Origin of the sequence: Tissierella sp., assembly GCF_032104385.1 — a bacterium.
In the GTDB taxonomy this organism is placed as follows: Bacteria; Bacillota; Clostridia; order Tissierellales; family Tissierellaceae; genus Tissierella.
This window is the reverse complement of sequence record NZ_DAMCHJ010000013.1, coordinates 62491-88488: the sequence shown is the minus strand read 5'-3', so window position 1 is coordinate 88488 and position 25998 is coordinate 62491. Positions and strand designations below refer to the sequence as shown.

General features: G+C 29.0%; 21 protein-coding genes and 1 riboswitch. Of the genes, 16 read left to right on the top strand and 5 right to left on the bottom strand.

Annotated elements, in window-relative coordinates; all coding sequences use genetic code 11:
- The first annotated feature begins 257 nt into the window (after positions 1-257).
- The gene (locus tag RT714_RS12720) at positions 258-2762 is read left to right on the top strand and encodes an N-6 DNA methylase (protein WP_313758101.1); all 2505 of its coding nucleotides are present in this window, start codon (positions 258-260) and stop codon (positions 2760-2762) included.
- Between the two features lie 209 nt (positions 2763-2971).
- On the opposite strand, the gene RT714_RS12715 is transcribed toward RT714_RS12720, so the two are convergent.
- On the bottom strand, positions 2972-4627 hold the full coding sequence (locus tag RT714_RS12715) for a PucR family transcriptional regulator ligand-binding domain-containing protein (protein ID WP_313758100.1): 1656 nt from the start codon (positions 4625-4627) through the stop codon (positions 2972-2974).
- A gap of 313 nt (positions 4628-4940) precedes the next feature.
- On the opposite strand from RT714_RS12715, the gene RT714_RS12710 reads away from it, so the two are divergent.
- A complete protein-coding gene (locus RT714_RS12710; protein ID WP_313758099.1) occupies positions 4941-6071 on the top strand; it encodes a DUF917 domain-containing protein in 1131 nt (376 codons plus the stop codon).
- A gap of 98 nt (positions 6072-6169) precedes the next feature.
- Positions 6170-7453 (top strand): cytosine permease, encoded by a 1284-nt coding sequence (locus RT714_RS12705; protein WP_313758098.1) that lies wholly within the window; start codon positions 6170-6172, stop codon positions 7451-7453.
- A gap of 45 nt (positions 7454-7498) precedes the next feature.
- Here the strand turns inward: RT714_RS12705 and RT714_RS12700 are convergent, their stop codons facing one another.
- Complete coding sequence (locus RT714_RS12700) at positions 7499-8197, bottom strand: cell wall hydrolase (protein ID WP_313758096.1); 699 nt, start codon at positions 8195-8197, stop codon at positions 7499-7501.
- Positions 8198-8206: 9 nt separating this feature from the next.
- Positions 8207-8343, bottom strand: a riboswitch (cyclic di-AMP (ydaO/yuaA leader).
- A gap of 248 nt (positions 8344-8591) precedes the next feature.
- Here RT714_RS12700 and RT714_RS12695 point away from each other — a divergent pair.
- The 5 genes from RT714_RS12695 (at position 8592) to RT714_RS12675 (ending at position 15349) form a co-directional block, all read left to right on the top strand.
- Positions 8592-9548 (top strand): D-2-hydroxyacid dehydrogenase, encoded by a 957-nt coding sequence (locus RT714_RS12695; protein WP_313758095.1) that lies wholly within the window; start codon positions 8592-8594, stop codon positions 9546-9548.
- A gap of 47 nt (positions 9549-9595) precedes the next feature.
- Positions 9596-10741: a glycerate kinase gene (locus RT714_RS12690; RefSeq protein ID WP_313758094.1), complete on the top strand. Its 1146-nt coding sequence runs from the start codon at positions 9596-9598 to the stop codon at positions 10739-10741.
- A 478-nt stretch (positions 10742-11219) separates the two neighbouring features.
- Entirely contained in the window at positions 11220-12428 is a 1209-nt protein-coding gene (locus RT714_RS12685; protein ID WP_313758092.1) for a radical SAM protein, read from the top strand.
- A gap of 226 nt (positions 12429-12654) precedes the next feature.
- Positions 12655-13758, top strand: coding sequence for a radical SAM/SPASM domain-containing protein (locus RT714_RS12680; RefSeq protein WP_313758090.1), 1104 nt, complete (start codon positions 12655-12657; stop codon positions 13756-13758).
- 16 nt (positions 13759-13774) lie between these two features.
- Positions 13775-15349, top strand: coding sequence for an ABC transporter ATP-binding protein (locus tag RT714_RS12675; protein ID WP_313758088.1), 1575 nt, complete (start codon positions 13775-13777; stop codon positions 15347-15349).
- A 7-nt stretch (positions 15350-15356) separates the two neighbouring features.
- On the opposite strand, the gene sufU is transcribed toward RT714_RS12675, so the two are convergent.
- A complete protein-coding gene (gene sufU / locus RT714_RS12670) occupies positions 15357-15794 on the bottom strand; it encodes a Fe-S cluster assembly sulfur transfer protein SufU (protein ID WP_313758132.1) in 438 nt (145 codons plus the stop codon).
- Entirely contained in the window at positions 15748-15915 is a 168-nt protein-coding gene (locus RT714_RS12665) for an aminotransferase class V-fold PLP-dependent enzyme (protein WP_313758087.1), read from the bottom strand. Before RT714_RS12665 ends, sufU begins: the two co-directional genes overlap by 47 nt.
- A 131-nt stretch (positions 15916-16046) precedes the next feature.
- Between RT714_RS12665 and RT714_RS12660 the strand changes: the two genes are divergently transcribed.
- Together RT714_RS12660 and RT714_RS12655 are read left to right on the top strand one after the other, a co-directional pair.
- Entirely contained in the window at positions 16047-17105 is a 1059-nt protein-coding gene (locus RT714_RS12660) for a L,D-transpeptidase family protein (RefSeq protein ID WP_313758086.1), read from the top strand.
- A 115-nt stretch (positions 17106-17220) separates the two neighbouring features.
- Positions 17221-18051 (top strand): sulfurtransferase, encoded by an 831-nt coding sequence (locus tag RT714_RS12655; RefSeq protein ID WP_313758084.1) that lies wholly within the window; start codon positions 17221-17223, stop codon positions 18049-18051.
- Positions 18052-18103: 52 nt separating this feature from the next.
- Here the strand turns inward: RT714_RS12655 and RT714_RS12650 are convergent, their stop codons facing one another.
- On the bottom strand, positions 18104-19336 hold the full coding sequence (locus RT714_RS12650) for an aminopeptidase (protein ID WP_313758083.1): 1233 nt from the start codon (positions 19334-19336) through the stop codon (positions 18104-18106).
- Positions 19337-19516: 180 nt separating this feature from the next.
- On the opposite strand from RT714_RS12650, the gene RT714_RS12645 reads away from it, so the two are divergent.
- The 6 genes from RT714_RS12645 (at position 19517) to RT714_RS12620 (ending at position 25959) form a co-directional block, all read left to right on the top strand.
- Positions 19517-20008 carry a pyridoxamine 5'-phosphate oxidase family protein gene (locus RT714_RS12645; protein ID WP_313758082.1) on the top strand — a complete coding sequence of 164 codons (492 nt, stop codon included), beginning with the start codon at positions 19517-19519 and terminating at the stop codon, positions 20006-20008.
- A 186-nt stretch (positions 20009-20194) separates the two neighbouring features.
- A complete protein-coding gene (locus RT714_RS12640; RefSeq protein WP_313758081.1) occupies positions 20195-21034 on the top strand; it encodes a metallophosphoesterase in 840 nt (279 codons plus the stop codon).
- A gap of 94 nt (positions 21035-21128) precedes the next feature.
- Positions 21129-21695, top strand: a complete 567-nt coding sequence (locus RT714_RS12635; protein ID WP_313758079.1) for a TetR/AcrR family transcriptional regulator — start codon at positions 21129-21131, stop codon at positions 21693-21695.
- A 76-nt stretch (positions 21696-21771) separates the two neighbouring features.
- The gene (locus RT714_RS12630) at positions 21772-22449 is read left to right on the top strand and encodes a hypothetical protein (protein ID WP_313758078.1); all 678 of its coding nucleotides are present in this window, start codon (positions 21772-21774) and stop codon (positions 22447-22449) included.
- A 110-nt stretch (positions 22450-22559) separates the two neighbouring features.
- A complete protein-coding gene (gene htpG, locus RT714_RS12625; protein WP_313758077.1) occupies positions 22560-24437 on the top strand; it encodes a molecular chaperone HtpG in 1878 nt (625 codons plus the stop codon).
- Positions 24438-24492: 55 nt separating this feature from the next.
- Complete coding sequence (locus RT714_RS12620) at positions 24493-25959, top strand: DUF445 family protein (RefSeq protein ID WP_313758076.1); 1467 nt, start codon at positions 24493-24495, stop codon at positions 25957-25959.
- Positions 25960-25998 lie beyond the last annotated feature (39 nt).

Genomic DNA, 25998 nt, shown 5'->3' with positions numbered 1-25998 from the left:
TTGGATCCAAAGCTATACTCCTTATTGGCTTTTTTTATTTTAAAAAATGGAATCGATAGTATAGAAAGTAAAGATTAACAATTATATGATGTAAATACAAGGATGACTTTTTATAAAATAGATTTTAGTGAAGAAAGCTTTGATAAGATTAATAATAAAATAATCATATAAGACGATTCACTATCTAAGAAATAATAGATTGACGATCTAACTTATATAATATATAATACATATATTATATAAGTTGAGGTGATTAAATGAAGATGAAAGATTTTTATCGGATTAATCCAAATGACTGGTTATTTTTAGATGATGCCGATGTTGCTTATTCTAAAGAAAGGGCAATGAAAAATTCAAGTTCATGTGAATATGATAATGAGGAATTTGTAAGGCAGTGGGTACTAAGAGAATTAATTGACACCTATAAATATCCAATTGAATGGATAGGTGAAAGATTGGTAATAGAAGAGCCTATAAAAATGGGTGTGGCGGTGAAAGAATGCGATATAGCAATTAAAAACTCGGGAAGAAGACCATATTTACTATTAGAAACTAAAAACGCTGGAATTAGTGATAGGGAATTTGAAGAAGCAAAATCACAATTGGAGTCTTATCTAGCAGCTACACATACTGCAACAATTGGGTTAGTAACGAATGGAAGAAAGGTAGTGGTACTAGAAAAGAAAATAGATCCAAATGATTTTAATATTATATCTGATATACCAGCATTTGATAAGGAAAAAGTTAAGATTAAAAGAGTATTGACTAGAGAGATAATAGAGGAAAATGGAATAAGGAGAAAAACAGGATTAAAGCCATTAACGGAGAAACTAAATTCTATTTTATTTGAATGTCATAGTATAATTAGGGATATAGATGGACTACATGACGATGAAGCATTAGATGAATTAAGTAAAATTATATTCACTAAGATTTATGATGAAAGAGAAGTATGCAGGAAAGAAGAAGGAACAGTATTTAAATTTCAAACTTATGGAGCTGGTAATAATGAGGAGGTAGCATCTAATATAAGACAATTATATGAAGATGCTAGGGATTATGATTTGAATTCTAACTCTCAGAAAATAGTTGGTTATTCACGTTCAAGAGGAGTATTTAAAAATCAAATAAGATTAAGTTCAAATGCGCTGTCAAAAGTAGTAGAAAATCTCCAAGAATATTCTTTTATTGATACAACGGATTCGGATATCAAGGGTAAGGCATTTCAAAAAGTTTTAGGTGCGGCAATAAGGGCTGGTATGGGACAATATTTCACACCTCACCAAATAGTTGAGTTGATTGTAAAAATGCTTGATCCTAAACCATCAGATTTGATATTAGACCCATTTTGTGGAAGTGGACATTTTCTATCTACATCGTTAAAATATATTGAAGATAAATATGGAAAGTTCATGGATGATTATTCAAGATATGATCTTCGGTTTAATAGACTTCATGGAATAGAGAAAAGTGATAGAATGGTAAGAATTGCAATGACTGATATGATGCTACACGATGATGGTCATACTAATATTAGGAATACTGATGCATTGCTTAGCTTTGATAACTATCCGGACATTGTAGCTTTAGGTGGAGAACAGAATGAAGATCCCAGTGTATTTACAAAAATAATGACGAATACACCTTTTGGTTCTATAATGCAAGGAGAAATTGGGGATATACTGGGTAGATTTCAATTGGGGAAAAGAAAAAAGTCTTTACCGCTTGAATATCTAGGATTAGAACGTTGTATTCAATTTTTGAAGCCTGGAGGAATAATGGCAATTGTATTGCCAGATGGATTAATTACTAACAAAAATGCATTATTTGCAAGAAATTGGGTAATGACTCAGACAAAAATAAAAGCTGTAATTAGCTTACCTATAGAAACATTTGCACCATACGGGACCTATACAAAAACAAGCATATTAATATTAGAAAAAATTGATGTTAAAATAGAAAAAATTACATTTGACTATCCAGTATTCATGGCAAATATTGAGAAGATAGGATATGATGGAACAGGAAGACCAATAGATGAAAATAATATCCCATATATTCTTGAATCATGGGAGCAATTTAAAGATCATCCTGAAGAATTTATATCCAATAATGATGAATTGGTATATAAATCAACAGGTGAACAATTAAAATTCAGATGGGATTTTGCAGCTGGAAAAAATCTTAATCTAGAGGGTGAATATACATTATTCAGTGAATACGCAGATGTCATAAGAGTTACTGAAAATGTAGAAAAGAATGTAACTGAACTCTATCCATATATAAGTATTGATAAATTACCAGAGGATCCTTATAAGATGTCAAAAAAAGATATATCAAAGTTACCGGGAAACAAATTAAAAGGTGCTAAACATGTAGCACGTGGTGGAGATATCCTCTTTGCAAGATTAGGTCCAAGTATGAGAAATAAGAAATCCTTATTGCTTGATAATGATGTAGAAAAGGTATATTGCTCAAATGAATTTCATGTACTAAGACCTAGGGAGGGAGTAACTAGTGAATCAATACTATATTTAATTAAATCAGATAGCTTTATATCCCAAGGAAATGCATTATCAAGAGGTGCAACTCCAAGTAGACTAAGACTATATGCTGAAGACTTAATAAATATACAAGTTCCTAAGCTGCTAGATGAAGAATTAAAAAATAAAGGTAAGGAATATATAGAAGGTAGAGAAAGAATTTCGAAATTAGAGGAGCAAATAAAAGAAATAATGAACGATATTTCTCCAGATTTTTAAACTTTAGTGTTATCTATGGGATTTAAATTATTGTAACACTGGTATAATTTTATAACATTAATCCTATATTTGCCAAAACCATTTTGTTTTACTCACCAAAATAGTTTTGGCAATAGTTTTATTTTATCTTAACTTGAATGTACATCATACACAAATTATTTAATAAACTTTATATATCAGCATCAGATTTTAAATTATTGAATTTATAATTAATTGTTTTTCAAGAAATTATTATGGAAATATTTATACAACAAGGCTGCTAAAGTGTATTTTGTTATATTAGGATAGGTAAACGGATCTACCTCTAGAATCTCTATGATCTTATTCTTTCGTTGTGCTATTGTATTTTTATGGATAAATAATTCTCTTGCTGTCATTTGTGTATTGAGATTATTTTCTAGAAGCTTGATTAGTGTATATAAAAGTTCTGAGTCATTTAAATTATCATATTCTATAAGTTTGCCAAATAGTTCCTTGATGATTTTATTTATCCAGTTAAAGTCTGCATTTTCAAAGATAGAATGATATATTTCAATTTCATTATAGGAAGTGCATTGAGGTATTGAAAATAATTTATTAGAGATTTTTATTGCAGTCTGTGCTTCATTATAACTTTTATAGATATACTTAAATTTTTCATAGTATTTACCTATACCAATAGAAACATCAATCTTATTTGTAGTTTTTATTTTTTCTATAAGATAATTGCTTATTTTAAGGGCTTTTTCCTTTGTAGTTTTTTCATCTACATCCTTATATAATAATAAAATAATCTTATCACTATAGTCTATAATAATGTACTCATTAGATTTCATAGAGATATTGTCCTCTACAGTTTGGAAAATATCTTTTTTAAGTTGAATCAAATAGGATTCAGATTTATTTTCTGATAATGAGTTAAAATCATATATATCTATTACAATGGCTAACTTTAATAGGTCAATATTATAGCCTAGGCCTAAGCCTCTTTTTATAGTCATTTCTTCATTAACTGGTTCTTTGCTTATTAAGTCAATAATAAATTCTTTTTTTACGGATATTTTATAATCCCTTCTATTTATATTGTTTAAGGTTACTATTGAGATAAAGTTTTTAGTTTGATTAATTGCTATCCAATCTAAATCATTTAATTTTGTAGGAAGGAATATTGCCAATATACCATAATATCTAAAATTACTTATTATAGGTGTTAGCAGCCATTGAATTATGCCATCTTTATAATTGATATATACATCTTTTTTATCTAGAAAAGTATTAAAATTATTATTTATTTGTTCTATAATAAAGGATTTTACTTCTTCCCTTTCTTTATCAATGCTTTTTTCAAAGACACAATCCTGATTGCAATCAAAATAGAGTATAGGTCTATTGATGAGATCATAAAGTGTCTCCAAAATATTTGTAGGATCTTGCTTATCTATTATTGTTTCTGACATAACATCATATATTCTCAATGTCTGTTTTAATTCTTTATTATGATTATATAATAGAGTATCCATAATAGGTGAAATAATGTCAATATAAGCTAAATCGGCTGGAGCTAAAATAAGAGGAAAATTCAGTTCTTCGCAAATATCTATAAGTTCTTGGGAAACTCTATCTAATATTAATCCTACATGGGATAGAATAAGACCACTTGATCCAACGTTTTTTAACATCTTGATAACTTCTATCTGTTTTTTTATATCTGTACGTATGGAGTAAAAGGCAGATATCAATAATTCAGAATCCTTTATAAATGGTGTTGCTTCGGGAATTTCTAATACACTTACACTTCGTATTTTGTTATTTAAATTTTTTTCTCCAGATAAAATTTTTGCTCCTTTCATAATATCTAGTTTCATTATTTCATTTAACTCAAGCATAAGATCACTCCTAATGATATGGATTAGCCGAAGAATTAATTTTTAATATAGTTTATTGGTATAAGTATATCATTACTGTACCAAGGATAATTGAAGGATATGCAGTATTATATTTCAGAATATAAACTGTGTCTTTTTCAGTACAAATCCCAGGGAAAGATTACTTCAATCAGATAATACATCAATGTATATATAGCACAAACAATATCAAAATTTATGTGCACATACACATTTTAAACTATAGTATGATTATATCATAGAAAAATAAGCAAGGTAAATTCATAAGATAAGTGATTAAAAGGAGGCTTAAATAATGGCAACAAAAAGGCTAACAAATAGGGTAGAAGTAGAAGATTTCGTAAGAGGTTGTACATTTTATGGAACTGGAGGTGGAGGATTACCAAGTAATGGAATAGATTCATTGATGTCAGAAATCGAAAAGGGAAATGAAGTTGGATGGATTGATGTAAATGAAATAGATGATGATACTATAACAGTATGTCCATTTTTAATGGGTTCTATTGCTCCTCATACAGATGAAGTAAAAAAGGAAATGGAGGGATTTGGATTAACTGATTCTATTAATAAAGAAAAAGAGAGATTAGGTAAAGCAGTGGCTGAACTTTCAAAGTATACAGGAAAGAAAATAGGAGCTGTGGTGCCTATTGAGTTAGGCGGAGCTAACACGCCAGGACCTTTGGCTGCAGGGATATTAAACGGAATCCCTTGTGTAGATGGAGATTATACTGGAAGAGCCATACCAGAAATTTTGCAGACAACACCTTATATAAATGGAAAGGTTTTATGGCCAGTAGCATCTGTAGATGAATTTGATAACATTTGTATAATTGATAAAGCTATTAATTATAGAATGGTAGAGAGGATAGGAAAGCTAATAGCTTCAGGCGCATATGGATTAGCTGGTCAAGCTGGGTTCCTAATGACTGGTAAAGAGATGAAAGAAATTATTATTCCTGGAACTCTTACTGAATGTTATGAATTAGGAAAGATGATAAGGGAGTCCAGGGAAAAGGGACTTAATCCTATTGAAGAAATAATTAAAAAATTAGATGGATACCTATTAGCAAAAGGTACAGTAACTGGAAAGGATACTGAGGATAAACTAGGGTATTACTGGGGAACTCATACCATTACTGGTAAAGAAGGGTTTGAGGATAATATATATAAAATCTGGTTTAAAAACGAAAATCATATAATGTGGGAAAACGATAAACCTATTATAACAAGTCCCGATATAATTGTTGCAGTAGATGCTAAAACTGGTGAGCCATATGCTAATCCAGTATTAAAAGTTGGTGATGAAGTTTGTGTTATTGGTTTAAAAGCAAGAGAAATATTTAAATCAGAAAAGGGAATTGGAGTATTAGGACCAAGATACTTTGGATATGATATAGATTATAAGCCTATAGAAGAACGCCTTTAATTGATAAGGTTATCTTGATGAAATATATTGAGATAACCTATATCAAAATTTAAGTTTACTTATACTGATTTTAAACTTTAAAATAGGAGGGAAACTAAGTGGATGATAAGTTAAAATATAATGAGGAGAAGGAAGACCAATTTTATGATTATCCTGACAGACCAGTACCTATTGATAAAAGACGCTCACAGATAAATATTGCAGTAGTTACTACTGGAATGGCAGTAGCTATGTCTACACTTTATACAGGTGCATCTTTAGCTCAAACATTGTCCTATAGAGATGCGGTCTTATCAATAGTTATAGGCTGTATTATTCTTGGAATTATAGCAGCTTTTACTGGAGGGATTGGTGCCAGCAAAGGGGTATCTTTCTCAATGCTGGCTAGGAAACCCTTTGGAAGAGAAGGTTCAAAGATTGTAGGCTTAGTATTTGCCATTTCAATGTTAGGCTGGTTTTCTTACCAATGTGGATATTTTGGGGAAACTATTCATCTATTAGTACCTAATGCAAAGTGGGCAGATCCTAAAATAGCTACTTTATGGGGCGGCATACTGATGATGTCCACAGCTATTGTTGGTTTTAAAGGTATGACAGCTTTGAGTATGATTGCATCTCCTTTGCTGTTGGGTATGTGTCTATATTCTGGTATTTATGCCATCAACCAATATGGGTATAGTACTATTGTTCAATCTAGTATTGATAATCCAGCTTCTTTAGGGATAGGTATAACTATAGTTGTAGGCGGGTGGATTACGGGAGCTATTTTACAGCCGGATATTTCTAGATATGCTAAATCACCAAAGCATAATGGAATTGGTATTGTTATTGCTATGATAATATTTGCAGTTGCTAACTGGGGTGGTTTAGTAATATCAAAAGCTACTATGGCATCAACTATTATGGGTGGCTTAATCATTTTAGGTTTAGGAACCATGGCTTTGATGATAGTAATACTTGGACAATGGACAAGTAACGATAATAACTTATATTCTGCTGCTTTAGGAATTATCAATATAAAGCCTGGAATTAATAAGCATAAGATTACTGCAGTTTGTGGAATTGTTTTTACTTTAATTGCGACAGTGGGGATACAAAATTATTTTATTTATTTCTTAGAATTATTAGGTACATTTTTACCTCCTTTTGGTGGTGTATTAATAGCTGATTATTATATATTAAAGGAGCAAGAAAAATATAAGTTTGATGGAGAACATGAATATGAAAAAATAAAGCCAATTGCTTTCATTTCAGTAATCGTAGGCGGATTATTTTCATATATATTCAAATTCGGTTCTACGGCAATAAATTCAATATTAATATCTATTATTATATATATAATTTTATCAACTATGTTAAAAAAATCTAATACTAATAATTAAATATAATAACTAATACCCTGCAAGAAACTTCTTGCAGGGTATTAGTTATGCATAAAAACTATGTCCACCTATTTTTGTTACATAGGTCTTGTTCTTTACGATCCAAGTTCCTGCTGCTTTGGCTGGATTGAAGAAATATGTTGAATTTCCTACTGGTTTTGCTCCATTGATAGCATCTTTAGCTGCTTTTACACTTTCTTCTGATGGGGTATTATAGATTGTTCCTTCAGCAACTGGGCTAAATTGAGGAATTTTACCATAATACTCAAAGATTACACCATATACAGTATTGGGAAATTCTTTAGAGTTAACTCTATTAAGAATTACACTTCCAACAGCTACTTTTCCCTTATATGATTCTCCGCTTGCTTCTGCCTCAATAATTCTAGCTAACCAAAGTAAGTCATCCTTGCTATAAATTTTAGAGGAAGTGGTTCCTCTTGAAACTGTAGTAGATTTACTATATAGAGTTTCTTGGGTTTGTTTTCCTGCAATACCATCAATTACTAACTTATTATCCTTTTGAAAATTAATAACAGCCTTTTCAGTTGATTTACCATAGATGCCATCTATAGAAATTCTATAATATCCATGATTTTTTAATGCCTGTTGAAGCTTAGAAACTACATTTCCTTTGTTGCCAAATTTTAAAGTTATATAATTTTCACTTGCAAATACTCCACTTATTGGTACCAATAACAATGTTAAAACTATCAAGACTGATAATGTTTTTTTTCCTTTCATTGTCATACACACTCCTTCCGTAATAATGCTTCCGAAGTTAGCTGACGGACTTGGGATAGAAGGTTCCCTACCACAGATGTGGATTAACCCCTTAAATGGTTGTTTCCGACCTACCTATAATATTTAGGATTCAGCAGTTATGATTGCATGCAATATGGAATATTATATAAGAGTATCTTCATTATGTAAACCCAAAAAGTGAATATACCAAAAATTGTATATGTAGAAGATAGTATAACAAATATGTTTATATTAATATGGTTATAAGATTAAATATAGAATATAATAGATATATGTTAAAAAAGTTGAGGCAACTGGAGGCTCTAAGAGCATGGGTACAGGCAGTTATTTTTGCTTCTAATTATATCAATATAAATTTAATGAGGTGTATATTATGAAAATTGTAGTTTTAGATGGATATACTTTAAATCCAGGAGACTTGAGTTGGGACGAGCTAGAAGATTTAGGAGAATTGACAGTATATGATAGAACACCAGTAAACAAAGTTATAGAAAGAATTGGAGATGCAGATATTGTTTATACTAATAAAACTCCAATTACAAAAGAGACTTTGGATTCATGTACTAATATAAAATTCATAGGTGAACTTGCAACAGGATACAACAATATAGACATTATAGCTGCAAAGAATAAGAATATTCCTGTTTGTAATATTCCAACTTATGGTACTAATGCAGTTGCACAGTTTACAATTTCTCTATTATTAGAACTTTGTCATCATGTTGGTGAACATTCATATGCAGTAAAGAAGGGTGAATGGACAAATAATATTGACTGGTGTTTTTGGAATCACCCAATGGTTGAGCTTGATGGCAAGACTATGGGCATTATAGGATTTGGCAGAATTGGCCAAAGAACTGCTAAAATTGCACAAGCATTAGGGATGAATATTTTAGCATTTAGTAATAATAGAAGACTAGAGTTTGAAACAGAAACTTGCAAATATGTTGATTTAGAGGAACTTTTGAAAAAGTCAGATGTCATCTCTTTACACTGCCCACTTTTTCCAGAAACAAAGGGAATAATTAATAAAGATACAATCAATAAGATGAAGGATGGAGTTATGATAATCAATACTTCTCGTGGTCAATTAATTGTAGAAGAAGATTTAAGAGATGCCTTAAATGTTGGAAAGGTAGCAGGAGCAGCATGTGATGTAGTATCGTCAGAACCTATTCAATTAGATAATCCATTGCTTAGTGCTAAAAATATAATTATCACCCCTCATATTGCATGGGCACCAAAAGAAAGCAGACAAAGACTTATGAATATTGCAGTAGATAATTTAAAAGCCTTCATATCAGGTAATCCAATTAATATAGTAAATTAACTACTATTGAAGTGAAAGATTTATGAATAACATTTGGAGGTTAAAATATGAAAAAAGATTTTGTTATTCTATTAGCACCTGATTCATTTAAAGAAAGTATGACTGCTAAAGAGGCTTGTGAGGCTATGGAAAGAGGAATTAAAAGGGCAAATAATAGTATTAGTTGTATACATGTTCCAATGGCTGATGGTGGAGAAGGAACAATGCAGTCCTTAGTAGATGCTACAAATGGACAAACATATAATGTAGATGTAATAGGGCCATTAGGAAATGAAGTAGAAGCAAGTTATGGTATTTTAGGAGATGGAGAAACTGGAGTAATAGAAATGGCCAGTGCAAGTGGTATTCATTTGGTGCCCTCTGAAAAAAGAAATCCTTTAATAACTACTACCTATGGTACTGGACAACTTATAAAGTACTGTTTAAATTATGGAGTTAAAAAATTATTAATAGGTATAGGCGGCAGTGCAACTAATGATGGTGGGATAGGAGTTGTACAAGCGTTAGGTGGTAAATTTCTGGATAAAGAAGGTAAGGAATTAGGATTTGGAGGGGGAGAATTAGATAAATTAGTTACCATTGATTTATCTAATTTTGATAATCGTTTGAAGGATGTTATTGTAGAAGTTGCTTGTGATGTGAACAATCCTTTATGTGGAGAACAGGGGGCTTCCTATGTATTTGGATTACAAAAAGGAGCAACCCCTGAAATTATGAAAGTATTAGATAATAATTTGAGACATTATGGTATTTTAATAAAAGAGCAATTAGGTATAGATATTTTATATGAGTCAGGAGCAGGAGCGGCTGGTGGACTTGGTGCAGGGCTTATGGCATTTTTAAATGGCAGATTAAACAAAGGTATTGATATGGTAATTAAGTATTCAAAGCTTGAAGAGAAATTACCTTATGCAGATATGGTATGGACTGGTGAAGGATCAATTGACTTTCAAACTCAATTTGGAAAAACCCCTATTGGAATAGCAAAGCTTGCAAAAGAATACAATAAACCAGTAGTAGCCTTAGCAGGTAGAGTAGGAACTAATATAGAAACTTTATATACTATGGGGATTGATTCTATTTTCAGCATAACAAGAGATATAACCACATTGGAAGAAGCATTAGAGAAAGGACAAGAGAATATGGAAAAAACAGCTGAAAATATAATAAGGTTGATGAACTTAAATCAATAGGGCAATTATTTTTGTTTTATTTATTTTCTTTTGTTCAAAAGAAAATAAATAAAAGTATAGAATATAAAAGAAAAGGTTCAAAAAATTATTTTAATGTATCTTAAAAAATATGGAATATACGAGATATGATGTTAGTATAATACTGTATACACAAAATTTGAATACTATGTTAACTATTTTTGATGAATTTTACACATTAATATTTAGTTAATCATAAGCTAATTTGAATTTGGTTTTACTATGTATTGATATTAATATCATATTTTGTTTTCCATGGGATAACTGTAAATACAGTGTTTATACGTGTAAATTAAAGTATTGGAGTAATAGCTATAAAAATAAAATAATCAAGATGTTAACAAAAATAAAATCATATAAGACAAAATAAAGCATAAGAAGTTAAAAATAATCAAAATAATTGCAATATTCTGAGCTTATAGCATGATTATATAAAATAAAATCTTTAAGAGGTGGAAAAATGATTAAATTAAAAGAATCAATTTATAATCATCACTTTAAAGTAGACAATAGGGAATTTGTATTTAATTGTAAAGAAAATGGTTTAATAGAGGTTGATAATTCTAATCTACTAGATATGCCTAAATATTATAATGAATTAATTGAACAGGGATATCTAATAGATAATGAGGTTGATGAATTTAAGGAGTTAATAGAGGAAGTTGGCTATAATGCGAAAAATGATTTTTTTAGCCTAGATATAACGTTATCATTAACTGAAAAATGTAACTTTAATTGTGTTTATTGTTATCAAACTCGAAATCCAGTTGAAATGACAATTAAAGAAGCAAATAAATTATTAGAGAAAGTAAGAACACTACTTGAAATAAATAATTATAAAGAGTTGAGAATATCATATTTTGGTGGAGAACCGTTGCTCAATTATAATATCCTGTTACATTTACATAATGAATTCAAGAAGATGTGTGATAAGCTCCATATATTATACTTACCTTATTTAGTAACAAATGGATATTTATTAGATATTGAAAATATTACTCAAATTAATTTTGAAACAATTCAAATTACGATTGAAGGGATGAAAGATACTCATAATCATTTAAGAAAATCTAATTCTAATAGTTTTGATAAAATAATATCTAATATAGATAATATTATAGATAGAATTAACTCTAGAATTATTTTTAGAATTAATTTATGTAAAGAAAATGTTTTGGAAGCTAGTGAATTAATAAAATATCTGACTAAAAGGTATTCAAAATATTTGGAACGTATATCTTTTGTATTTTCACAAATGGAAAAGCATTCTTTAGATGCTGAATTCGAAATGCTTAGTTATGATGAATTTTGCATGGCTTATTTGGAATGTTTTAAGACTCTCCAATTATGTGGTAAAGATATTCTTATTCCAAATAGTTTACCAAATCCATGTCCTTTTGTAACAAAAAATGCATACTACTTATCTCCTAAGCTTGAGCTTCTATCATGTACTGGAAAGGATGATAGTATGGAATATGAATTCACCGTAAGCAATATAATTAATGAAAGAAAAGATTTTCCTTACCCTAAAGAATGTAGTGAATGTAAAGTTCTTCCACTATGTATGGGCGGATGTGAAGTTAAGAGAGAATTGGGATTTTCTGGATGTATACCAGAAAAAGTTGTATTAGATGATCTTCTAACCTTTATTGTTAGAGAGCAATTTTAGCTATTTTAGCTTAAATAATATATATAAAGGAGGTAATTATAGTATGAAAGTACTTGTAAGGAGTAAAAAAACTTTAAAGAGTAATTTCTACACAGCGGGACATTGTTGTAGTGGCGTAGTAATATGTTAGCTGTACAAATCAAGATATAAATCCTCTATTTTAGGAGGATTTATATCTAATATTGAAATAACAGATTATTGTTATATTGTTACTGGAGGAAAAAGTATGTATTTTAAATTTAGGGGTCAAAGAGTATATTTGGATTTAGATAATAAAAATATGAGAGTTTCGGATAGAATTTATCCTATTAACTTGGAATTGAAGCCAGTTTTGAGAAAACTTTATGTGAAATTTAATTCTAGTTGTAATATAAATTGTGTATATTGTTATCAGAATCATGATTATAGACAGAATCCTATAGATAATTTAGATGATTACTATAAATTTTTAGAAAAGATATTAAATTACTTCGATGAAATCTATTTATTTGGAGGAGAACCATTATTAGAAGAAAATATTAAAAATGTATTAGAATTTTTAGAATTTATATATCCTGCTACAGTTAATGTATATACTAATGGATATCATACGGACAAGATAAAGAATATTGTACTGGCTAATGAACAATTTAAAAATATCATAATTACTATAGATGGAACTAAGGATTTTCATAATAAAAGACGTATTACTAATAAATATACATATGATTATTTGATTAACGTTGTTGAAATATATAAATTATCAGATAAAGATGTATCAATACAGATTAATATTGACCAGAATAATAATGGAGATTTAATTAATACATTGGAATATTTTAATAGTAGATTTTCAAACACCCCAAGAATGAATATTATATTAAATAGGGTATTGCATACGAATTATTCATATTCTCAAATAGATTTTATGAATTATATTAATGGTATTGGTAATTTAAATAAATATGAAAATTTAAATATATCTATTAATTCTAATATGCTGAATAAAATAATAGGAATATTAAATGAAGAAGGAGTATCATGTAACAGATGTGAAGCCGGAAATACCTGGGTATTGGATTTTAATACTAAAGATATATACACTTGTCCTGAGGATAAGAATTTAATTATAGGTAAGTTTAACGAAACAAATTATTGCCTAAATACTAGAAAGATAGAAGCTATACAGGAATATAATAATAAACATAATGACAAATGCAATGAGTGTAAATATAAATATATATGTTCGAGAGGATGTTTTGTGGCAAACGATTTACATGTTTCTAATTGCAAAGAAATGATTTTAGATGAGTTGAGACTGACTTTGAATATGTTAGATAATATAATTTAATTAATGAGGGTGAATTATGAAAAGTTACAAAAGAAAGACTAAACATCTTCTTTTGGCATTAGGATTATTTTTTAATTCTTTTGTAGTTATTTGTTTTTCATATAACATATCTTTCCTAATAGATAAAGTACTAATAGAGAATAAAATATATTTATTTAAATATTGGATAATTGCTGCAGTTTTTATAGCAATGGTTAGTAGCTTCACAACAATATTTTTGGGAAAATACCTACCTATTAGAAATGAATTGATTGCTTCTATTGATATATCTAAAAATGCTTTGATTAATCTTTTAAATTTAAACTATAAAAATTATAGTAAGAAAGATAAAGGATTCTACTACAATGTAGTTACTAACTCAGCCTTTTCTTACGGGAGTATTGCAATTGAACTATACGTTCGCTGGATTTCAAATTTAATGATTGTTATATTTGTGATAGGAGTTATATTTTATATTAATAAAGTTATAGGAATTCTTTTTATGTTATATATCCCATTAGCATTATTTGCTTCCTCTAAGCCTAGTGAACTTATTGCAGAGTATCAAGAAAAGGGATTACCTACTCAAGATTTGTTCTTAAATGAAACTAGGAGTATAATTGAATCAAAAAGAGAGATAAATATTTCTAAAACAAAGGAAGTGTTTATAAATAGATTTAATTCATCATCCTATAAGTATTTAGATTTTGTAACAAGATTTAAGCTGTATGAAATATTATCTACCAGTATACCTGAGATTATAACAAAGTTTTATAGTATTTTAATTTTATCAATCTCAGCTTATATGGGTTTTAATTCAAAATTGACAGTTGGACAGGTATTGTTTTTATATCAATTAATTAATTTCATTTCAAGACCTATTTCTGAATTAGTATCAACTATTGTAAGAAAGAAAGCTAATCAAGCCAATATTAATAGAATAGACTTATTAGAGAAAGAGTCGAAAGAATCATCTGGGTTTGAAGATATAAGAACTTCAGATACTCTAATTAGCTCAAATGGCTTTAGTATGTATAAAAGCAATAAGGAGACAGATTTATTATTTAGAATGGGAAATATTGATATACCAGTAAATTCATTTGTAATAATAAAAGGTGAAAATGGCAGTGGTAAATCAATGTTAATAAATTATATAACAGGAAATTTAGCAAAAGAATTTGGTCAGGGAAATCTTTCTATATCTAAAAATATAGATAATTATAGTTACTTAACTTATCCTATTCTTATTGTTAATGGAGGTTTTAAAGATAATCTATTGGATATTGAGCCGGAACCTAAAGTTTATAAAATGTTGAATATAGATTTTGACAGCAAAGAGATAACTAATAATCCTGTAAATTTAAGTTTTGGACAACAACAGAAATTAAATTTGTTAAGAGTTTTATCTCAACCAAGTGATTATATATTTTTAGATGAGCCTATGTCAAATTTGGATAAGATGACTCAGAATAATGTTGTAAAATATTTAGATTCAATAAAAGGAACGAAAACAATAGTGGCAGTAATGCATGATGAAAGTTTAGATTATTTAGCAGATTATATATTGGATATAAGCAAGAAAACAGTAGCTATTAGTGAAAAAACAAAATAAAGATGGTTTAAACCATCTTTATTTTGTTAATAGTCTCCTTCAGTGTATGCCATGCTAAAACAGCACATTTTACTCTAGCAGGCATATTAGAAATGTTTTGAAGAACCATGGCATCTTCTAACTTTTCTAGTTCATTTTTATTAATGATTTCTTTTTTAATCATTCCTATAAAGAGTTCCGCTAAATTTAGTGCTTCTTCTATAGTTATTCCCTTTATCAAGTCTATCATCATAGATGTAGATGCCTGAGATATGGCACATCCATTTCCAGTAAATGAAGCATCCTTTATTATATTTCCATCAAGTTTTAATTGTAAACTAATATCATCACCGCAGCTAGGATTATGACCACTTTCAGTAATATCTGGATTTAATAAGGATTTTTTATTGTGTCCACTTCTATAAAGGGTGACAGCAATGATGTCCTGCCCTAAGGGCAACACCATAGGAATCCAGAATAGACGCCACATCATGTGGATGTATATCGTCTATGGTGAAGGATATTATTCCGCCTCTTTTTTCCAAATCTATAGGTTCTTGTATATTTACATAGGATATACTTAGCATTTTTTTATACCACTAATTTTCAAAAGCAAACCTACCAATTTACTAGGAATTATTGTAATTTTTAATTCATAAATTTTCCAATATGAAAATACAATTTAAGAGAACTTATATCTGAAAAGGAGAGGATTAAAATGGGCTTAAATAGTTATATATTAATGTTTATGATACTTCCCCCAATTATGCTAAGTGATCCAGTAAATGGAGATATAAATAATGGGGAAATAAATATTATAGAGAGTATAGTGATTCAAGATGAATCAGAAGAAAAAGCAGATAGTATTCAGGAGTTAATAGAGGGATTAAAAGAAGATTCTAAGGATGAAGTTATAATAAAAAAACAGGAAGAAGTTGAGGAAGATATTCAAGAAGAAACACAGGAAAAAATAGATAAGGAAATTCAAGAAGAAATAAATAAAGAAATTAAGGAAGTCCTTCCTGAAGAAGTCCATAAAGAACAAAAAGTAGAAATTATAAAGTTTGATATTAATGGATTAATGTTAAGAGAAGGAGTATCTAGTGAAGAGGTTTTGAAACTTAAGAGTTTCTTAAAGAAAAAAGGATATAAGGATATAACAGATGGTTATTATTTTGATAATAAAACAAAAAGTATTGTAGCTAGATATCAACAAGATAATGGATTACAGTCTGATGGTATAGTTGGAAAGAATACATATCAAAGAATAAATGAAGATATGGAACTAAATAGGATAAGGATTTCAGAAATAGAGTTAGAGTTTACTTTTGAAATACCAATAGGAAATTTTATAATGATTAATAAAAGCAGTAATACCTTATATCATATAAAGGAGAAAAAAATAGTAAAGAAATATCCTGTTGCAACGGGAAAACTACCTCAATATACTCCAGAAGGGAAATTTACCATAGTAACAAAATATACAAACCCAGCATGGGGAGGGGCAGGAAAACACAAACCTATAAAGGGAGGAGAACCCAATAATCCCCTTGGTAAAAGATGGATGGGACTAAGCATAAGAGGAGGAGGATCCTATGGAATACATGGAAATTCCAACAAGAATAGTATTGGGAAATATATATCATTAGGTTGTGTTAGAATGTATAATGAAGATGTAGAGAGTATATATGATTTAATAGATAAAGGGACACCCGTATGGATTGGAAATGAAATAAAGCTTAAGGAATATGGTGCTGTATTCAAATTTAACTATTAGCAGAAGGTATAAAAGTCACAAATTCGCAACTTATGAAAATTGACCTAATTGCTTGGATATCTAAGAAATGGGTTAGCTTTTCCTAAGAAACAAATAAATTTTAAGGAGATTTTATATGAAGAATATTATATCACGAGAATGGTTGATAAATAATATGAAAACTGAAAACTTGATTATATTAGATGCTCGAGCAGAGCTAAATGACTTTGACTATGGATATGCAGGATATAAAGAAGGTCATATAGAAGGAGCATATTTTGTGTCTATGGAAGATATCATGACAGGTAAGGTTAGTATACATGGAGGTAGACATCCACTGCCTAATATGGAAAAATTCATAGAAGATATGAAAAGATTTGGCATTGAGGATAATTCTGCAATAGTCATATATGATGATGGAGATTTGGCAATGGCAGGAAGGTTATGGTGGCTACTCAAATACTCTGGAAAAGATAAGATTTATATCTTGGAGGGAGGAATCAGAGCGTGGACTGAAAATGGATTAGAAATAGTTGCTGAAATTCCAGAAATAAAAGAATCTAAATCATTAAGTTTAAATATAGATTATTCAATGAAAGTAGATGTAAATTATGTTAAGAGGGCTATGGGTTTAGATACGGTAGCAATAATAGATTCTAGAGCAGCTGAAAGATATAGGGGAGAAGTGGAACCTTTAGATAAAATAGCAGGTCATATTCCGAATGCATTAAACTATCCATGGATGAATTTAGTAGCAGATGGAAAGATAATGTCTAATGAAGAACTGGAAGAATATTTTAAGGAGTTGAGGGAATATGAGGAAATAATTGTACACTGTGGTTCAGGAATTACAGGCACAGTAAATTATATTTTCATGGACGAAATAGGACTTAAACCAAAAATATATGTAGGAGGGTATAGTGATTGGGTTAGTTATGAGGATAATATTGTGGTTTCTGAATTATAAAAACAAGTATCAGTTTTAGTGTCTGTCACAAAAACTGATACTTGTTTTTTATCTAAAACACCCAGTTTCCATTTTTAAATAGTTGAACCTCATTACCATCTTTTTCATATGCTGTAATATTTAACTCTGGTCCACCTACCATAAAATCTACATGGATTAAACTAAAATTAGCACCTCTATCTGTTAATTCTTCCTGAGTCATATTGGAGCCATCTCTCATGGCATAGGCATAGGCACGACCTAGGGCAAAATGACAGGAGGCATTTTCATCAAATAGAGTTTCATTAAATAATATTCCCGTATTTGATATAGGAGAATCGTCTTGGACTAAAGCAACTTCGCCTAAGTATTTAGCACCTTCATCATTTTCCATAAGTTTTTCTAAAACATCATATCCCTTTTCTGCATAGAAATCCACTACGTTACCATCTTTAAATGTAAAACCAAAATTATCTACAATTTTTCCGTTTAAACTAAGAGGTTTTGTAGCTTTTAAACTACCATTAACTTTTAAACGGTGAGGTGTAGTAAATACTTCTTCAGTAGGTATGTTAGCAACATAAGAGTGACCGCCTTGACTTGTCTTTGCTCCGCCCATCCAGTAGTGTCCATCTGCTAAGTATACTTCTAAATCAGTTCCAGGACCTTTATATACTAATTTTTCAAATTGTTTCTCATTTAAGAAATTCCTATATTTTTTTAGATTTTTATCATGTATTTCCCATGCTTTAATTGGGTCTTCTTGGTCAACTCTAGTTGCAGCAAATATGTTTTCCCAAAGTTTTTCTATAGCATCTTTCTCATCTAAATCAGGAAATACGGATTTAGCCCATGAAGCTGATGGCATGGCAATTATATTCCATTTAGTAATTCCAGTCATTCTATATTTCATTACAGGAGCCATTGCTTGTGAAGCAGATTTCTGACTTTTAGCAACTATTTCTCCATCAATATCCTTTAATAGTTCTGGGTCAGATGCTAGAATAAAGATATGATGATAGTTATTCTTATACATAGCTTCAAGGGAATTTACTTTCCAGTCTGGAAAGTTTTTGAAGACATAGTCTTTGCCATGTTTAAATCTTATTAAATTCATTGCATCGTCGTTTAGTTGAAATTCTACATGCTTTGCGCCTATTTCATATGCTTTTTTCATTATTAATCTTGCAAGAGGTAAGGTATCAGTATTACCTGTTATTATTAGACCTTCTTTTTCTTTTAAATTAACTCCAACCTTTACAGCCAGTTCAGCATATTTTTCAAGATTGTATTCAAAATTATTCATAGAATCCTCCTTATATAATTTAGTTCATATCTATTTTTAACAATTAATCTTTTATTATCATTATAGTCTTTATATCAATTATCTTAAAGAATAATTTACAAGAAAAGTAAAATAATACTATATATAGAAGTAGAGGGGTAGAGTTATGGATAGTTTTAAAATATTATAAGGAGTGATCAAGTGAAAGATAAAAAAGTATCGGCAGAAGAATTAAAGATTTTAATATCCGAATTCCTCAAGGAACATAAGAGTGGATCCCTTGCCACATGTATGAACAATATACCAAGAAGTAGTCCAGTACAGTATTTTGTTGGAGAAGATATGAATATTTATATACTTTCTGCAGGAGGAGAGAAATTTAACGCAATAGAATCTAATCCTAACATTTGCCTATTAGTAAATACAGATTATATTGACTATAGACAAATTAAAGGAGTTCAAATTTTTGGCACAGCAACAACTAGCCTAGAAAATCAAAGAATTTTTGAGGAGGCAAGGGAACAACATCCCATTGAATATGTAATGAATAATGAAAGAAATTTGAAAGTAATAAAAATAGTGCCAGAAGAAGTCGTATATTTAGATTCCTTAGGAGATGGAGATAGAACCAAACAAATACTCAGATACAATAATGTAATAATCAAAGAAGATAAAGAACATATATATCTTTAACAATGTAATCAATCTAAAAATAGTAGGGAGTAAATACCTACTATTTTTTATCATGTTTTTTCAATATTTATACTTACTATATGTAATTTAATTTGTAATATATATGTAACCTATTTATTACTGTCATAAAATATAATATATAAAGGGTAGTTATTATATAGATTTTAAAATTACATTGGAGGATATATGATTAAACAAAAACGAAAATCTAAAATTATTATAGTTCTGCTCGTTATTTTTACTTTATTAGGTTTCTATAATGGACTTGTTACAAGGAAGTATAAGGTTAAAACAGATAAATTCTTAGGCAATCAGTCCATAAGAATAGTACTTATATCTGATTTACATAGTCATGTATATGGTAAAAATCAAAGTAAAATTGCAAATAAAATAAAAAAACAAAATCCGGATATAATTGCTTTAGCTGGTGATATTGCAGACGATAAGGTTCCTATAGAAGGTACTAAACTGTTTTTAAAAGCTATAAAGGATATAGCACCTATATTTTATGTAACAGGTAATCATGAAATTTGGACAGGAGAAGTGGATTATATTAAGGAAGTTTTTAGGTCTTTTAATATTAATGTACTGGAAAATGATTATAAGGAAGTAAATGTAAATGGAGTTAAATTAGTTATAGGGGGTGTAGATGACCCATATATAATTAGCTATAAAAGACTAGAATCTGATTGGTATAAAGAAATTTACAAAGCATTTTTAAATATAGATAGTTCGTCAAGCTATAAGATACTATTGTCTCATAGACCAGAAGAAGTTAATCTATATAATTCTTTACCTTTTGATATGGTACTTTCAGGTCATTCCCATGGTGGACAGTTACGGATTCCATTTATATTAAATGGACTTTTTGCTCCGGATCAAGGATTCTTTCCAAAGTATGCTGGTGGAGTATATGAGCATGAAAATTATACTCATATTGTAAGTAGAGGAGTATCCTTCAATCCAAGATTGCCTAGAATATTTAATCCGCCAGAAATAGTGGTTATTGATATACAAGGGAAATAAAGTACAGTTTGTTAAATTAAAAAAATAAATATTGACAATAAGAAATTTTTATTATACTATAAAAATGAACAGTGTTCATGAGGTGAAATAAAATATGGATAACTATAATAAAAATTATAAGGATATTATTTTGTCGGAAGCTAAAGATATTGCTATGAAACAAGGTGTTTCAAATATAAATATTCGTGCTGTTGCTAAGAATAGTGGTATTGCTGTAGGTACAGTATATAACTATTTTCCTTCAAAAGCAGATTTATTAGTAGCTGTTATTGAAGAGTTTTGGGAAGGTGCTTTTGCAAATGTTGATTGGCAGAGTTTTTCTTATAGGAGTTTTTATGATAATTTAAAGGAGATTTATAGTATATTATATCATTATCTTCATAAATTCAAAGAAAATTGGCTGGAACAGCTTTCTTTGCTAAAAACGCAGGAGAAGATACTAGGAAAGCAAAGAGAAGATGAATATTTTGAAAGAATTTCCTTTAGAATTAAAATATTGATGGATATGGATAATGATTTAAGAGAGTGCCCATGGTCTGAAATGTTTTCAAAAGAAAAAATGGCACAGTTTATTTTTGAAAATATGCTTATAATGCTTAGAAAAGAAGAGGAAGATATAAGCTTTTTTATAACAATTTTAAAGAAAGTAATGTCAAATTAAGATCATACTAAAGTATGGTTTTTAATTTAAACATTAATGAACAATGTTCACGAACATTATATAAGGAGTGATTATTATGCAGGCAATTATGGAAACATTATTTGACATAGTTTATTTATTAGGGGTTATTACCATAGGTATGGTAATGATATTAAAAAGTAAAGATAACAAAGAATTTAAGTTATTTGGCATTATGGCTGTTGTATTAGGTATAGGTGACTCCTTTCATTTAATACCTAGATCGTATGCTTTGCTTACAACTGGTTTGGAAGATAATGCTGCTATACTTGGCATAGGAAAGCTTATAACATCTATTACTATGACTATATTTTATGTGATTTTATACCATATATGGAGACAGCGTTATAATATTCAAGGACGTAGAGAACTTACATTTTCAATCTACATTTTAAGCATTATAAGAATAGCATTATGTTTTTTTCCTCAAAATGATTGGTTAAATTTTAATGCACCTGTTTTATGGGGAATATATAGAAATATTCCATTTGCTATTATGGGAGTTATTATCATATGGATTTTTTATTCTGAGGTTAAAAAACATGATGATAATAACTTTAAATTCATGTGGTTAGCAATCATATTATCCTTTGGTTTTTACGTACCTGTTGTATTATGGGCTAATACAATTCCATTGATTGGAATTTTAATGATACCAAAGACTCTTGCTTATGTTTGGGTAGTGACTATGGGTTATAAAGAATTTAGATGTAATGAGAAAAATAGGATAATATAGAGTTATATGTTGACATAAAAAAATAAATATGATATATAAATATTATTAGCACTCTAACACTTAGAGTGCTAATAATATTTACAATAGTAAAAAGGAAAGGGAAGATATCTATGGAAAAAAAGGAATTTAGGGCAGAGTCCAAGCGTTTGCTTGATTTAATGGTAAATTCAATCTACACACATAAAGAGATATTTTTAAGAGAACTGATTTCCAATTCATCTGATGCCATTGATAAAATCTATTATAAGGCTTTAACTGATGAAAATATTAGCTTTAATAAGGACGATTATTATATCAAAATATTTGCAGATAAAGATAATAGAACACTAACCATATCAGATACAGGGATCGGAATGTCAAAGGAAGAGTTAGAAGAAAATCTTGGTGTAATTGCAAATAGTGGTTCATTTGCATTTAAAAATGAAAATGAATTAAAAGATGGATTTGATATAATTGGTCAATTTGGTGTTGGGTTTTACTCGGCATTTATGGTAGCAGACAAAGTAACAGTTATAAGTAGAACTTTTGGCTCCGATGAAGGATATAAATGGGAATCAGAAGGGGCAGAAGGATATACCATAGAGCCTACGGGAAAAGATACTATTGGAACAGATATAATATTAAAAATCAAAGAAAATACAGAAGACGAGAACTATGATGAATTTTTAGAAGAATATAGATTAAGAGGAATTATAAAAAAATATTCTGATTTTATTAGATATCCAATTAAGATGGATATTACCAAAAGTAGATTAAAAGAAGACTCAGAAGATGAATACGAAGAGTATCAGGAAGAGCAAGTAATAAACAGCATGGTTCCAATATGGCGAAAGAATAAAAACGAATTAATAGAAGAAGATTATAAAAGCTTCTATGCAGAAAAGCATTTTGGATTCGATGAACCTATAAAATCAATTCATCTATCTGTAGATGGTATTGTAAGATATAATGCTCTATTATTTATACCAAGTCAAACTCCTTATGATTTTTATACAAAAGAGTATGAGAAAGGACTTGAGCTATATTCAAATGGAGTACTTATTATGAATAAATGTGCTGATTTACTTCCAGACTATTTTAGTTTTGTAAAAGGAATAGTAGATTCAGAGGATTTATCTTTAAATATATCTAGAGAAATATTGCAGCATGACAGACAATTAAAATTAATTGCGAAGAAAATTGAAGATAAGATTAAAGATGAATTAATTTTATTATTAAAGAGTGAAAGAGAAAAATATGAAGAATTCTTTAAGGGTTTTGGGAAACAATTAAAATTTGGAATTTATAGTGACTTTGGAATGCACAAGGAAGCATTACAGGATTTACTTATTTTCTATTCTTCGAAGGAAAAGAAAATGGTTACATTAGATGAATATGTAAGCAGAATGTCAGAAGAGCAAAAATATATTTATTATGCAGCCGGAGAATCCGTTGAAAGAATTGATAAATTACCACAAACTGAATTAGTAAAGGATAAAGGCTACGAAATTTTATATTTCACAGATGATATAGATGAATTTGCAATTAAGATGATGATGAAATATAAAGAAAAGGAATTCAAATCTGTATCATCAGGTGATTTAGGTATAGAATCTGATGAAAATGCTCAGGATAATGAAAAGGAAATAGAAGAAAATAAGAACCTATTTTCATTTATGAAAGAAACTTTATCAGATAAAGTAAAGGATATTAAACCATCTAAGAGACTTAAGAATTATCCTGTTTGTCTATCTAGTGAAGGAGATCTTTCAATAGAAATGGAGAAAGTCTTAAGCCAGATGCCAGATAGTAACGGTATAAAAGCAGATAAGATATTAGAGATTAATATAAACCATCATGTATTTGATACATTAAAATTTGCCTATGAAAATGACAAGGATAAACTAAAACTTTATACTAATTTATTATATAACCAAGCTTTATTAATAGAGGGATTGCCTATAGAAGACCCTATTGAATTTACAAATAATATATGTGAACTTATGTAACATGAAGGGGCGGTTTTGAGAGGGACCGCTCCTGTTGTTTTGAAAGGAGAAAAATATGAAGATATTAATACCAATTATTGTTGGAGCAACTATAGGATATTTTACAAATTGGCTCGCCATAAAGATGTTATTTAGACCCCATTATGAAAGAAAAATAATGGGGATAAAAGTGCCGTTTACTCCTGGACTTATACCTAAAGAAAGACATAGAATAGCTAAAAGTATAGGAGAAACAGTAGGAGTTTATTTATTATCACCTGAAACCATAATTGAATCCCTATCTAATAAAAAGAAGGATAGAGAGATTAGGTTATGGTTAGAGGATAAGGTCAATAAATTAAAAGAAAGTCATCAATCAATAAAAGAAGTTTTAGTGAATCTATTAAATGAAAATTATTATAGGTTTATAGAGGTAATAGAAAATAATCTAAAGGATATAATTATTTCTCAGATTAGAGGGAAGCATATTAAATCCATGATATTTAATTCAATTGAAGATAAAGTAAATAATATTAATTCTGAAGAGATATATAAGTTAGTAGATGAAAGGTTAAAAGAAACATTATTACAGCTATCCAATTCTCAGGAGTTAAAGAATGGATTAGCAAATAAGTTGGAATTAAAGCTAAAGGAGCTTATTGAAGATGAGAGAAAAATATCTGAATTAATTCCTAAGGATATATTAATTTCCATAAATAAATATATTGATGAAAATGGAAATCAGATAGGAAATAGTATAAAAGATGGATTTAAAGACCCTAATATCCAGATAAAAATTAAGGATTCAATTTCAGATCTAGTTTCTCAAAATGTAAACAAGCTAATTGCCGCTTTTATTAGCCCAGATTTAATTTCGGATAAAGTATTTCATATGATTGAAAAATATATAGAAAGTGAAGAAGCTAATGATAGTATAATTATGATAGTTAAGTCTTCTATAGATAAGTTATTAGAATCTAAGACTTCAGAAATGGCAAAAAGATTAACAAATAGTATGGATAATGAAATGCCAATAAAAATTGCAGACATTTTGCTTAAATATATTTCCAACGAAGAAAATTATAGTATCCTGTTAGGATCAGTACAGGATAAACTAAAAGATTTAGAGGTAGATAATAAGGAGAAGATTAGAAACTATTTAAATACGAATATAGATACAATATTAAATTCAGATGAACTTGAAGAAAGCATATCTACTTTTACTCAAGATATAATTGAACAATTTTTAAACAAGCCTATTTCTTTTATGGCTGAAAAAATAGATGAGGATACACTTACGATTGTTTACAATTTTATTAGAACTATTTTTGATAAATTTGCTATACATGAGCTACCTCGTATTATTGAAATTTTTGATGTATCAAAGATTGTTGAAGATAAGGTTAATAGCTTTGATGTGGATTTTGCAGAAGAACTAATTTTAGAAATAGCCAATAAAGAACTAAAGGCTATTACATGGTTAGGTGCTCTTTTAGGAGGTGTACTAGGTCTATTGTCCCCTTTAATTCAAATGTTATATTAAGATAATTTAATTTGATTTTTAATATAATATTTGGTAGAT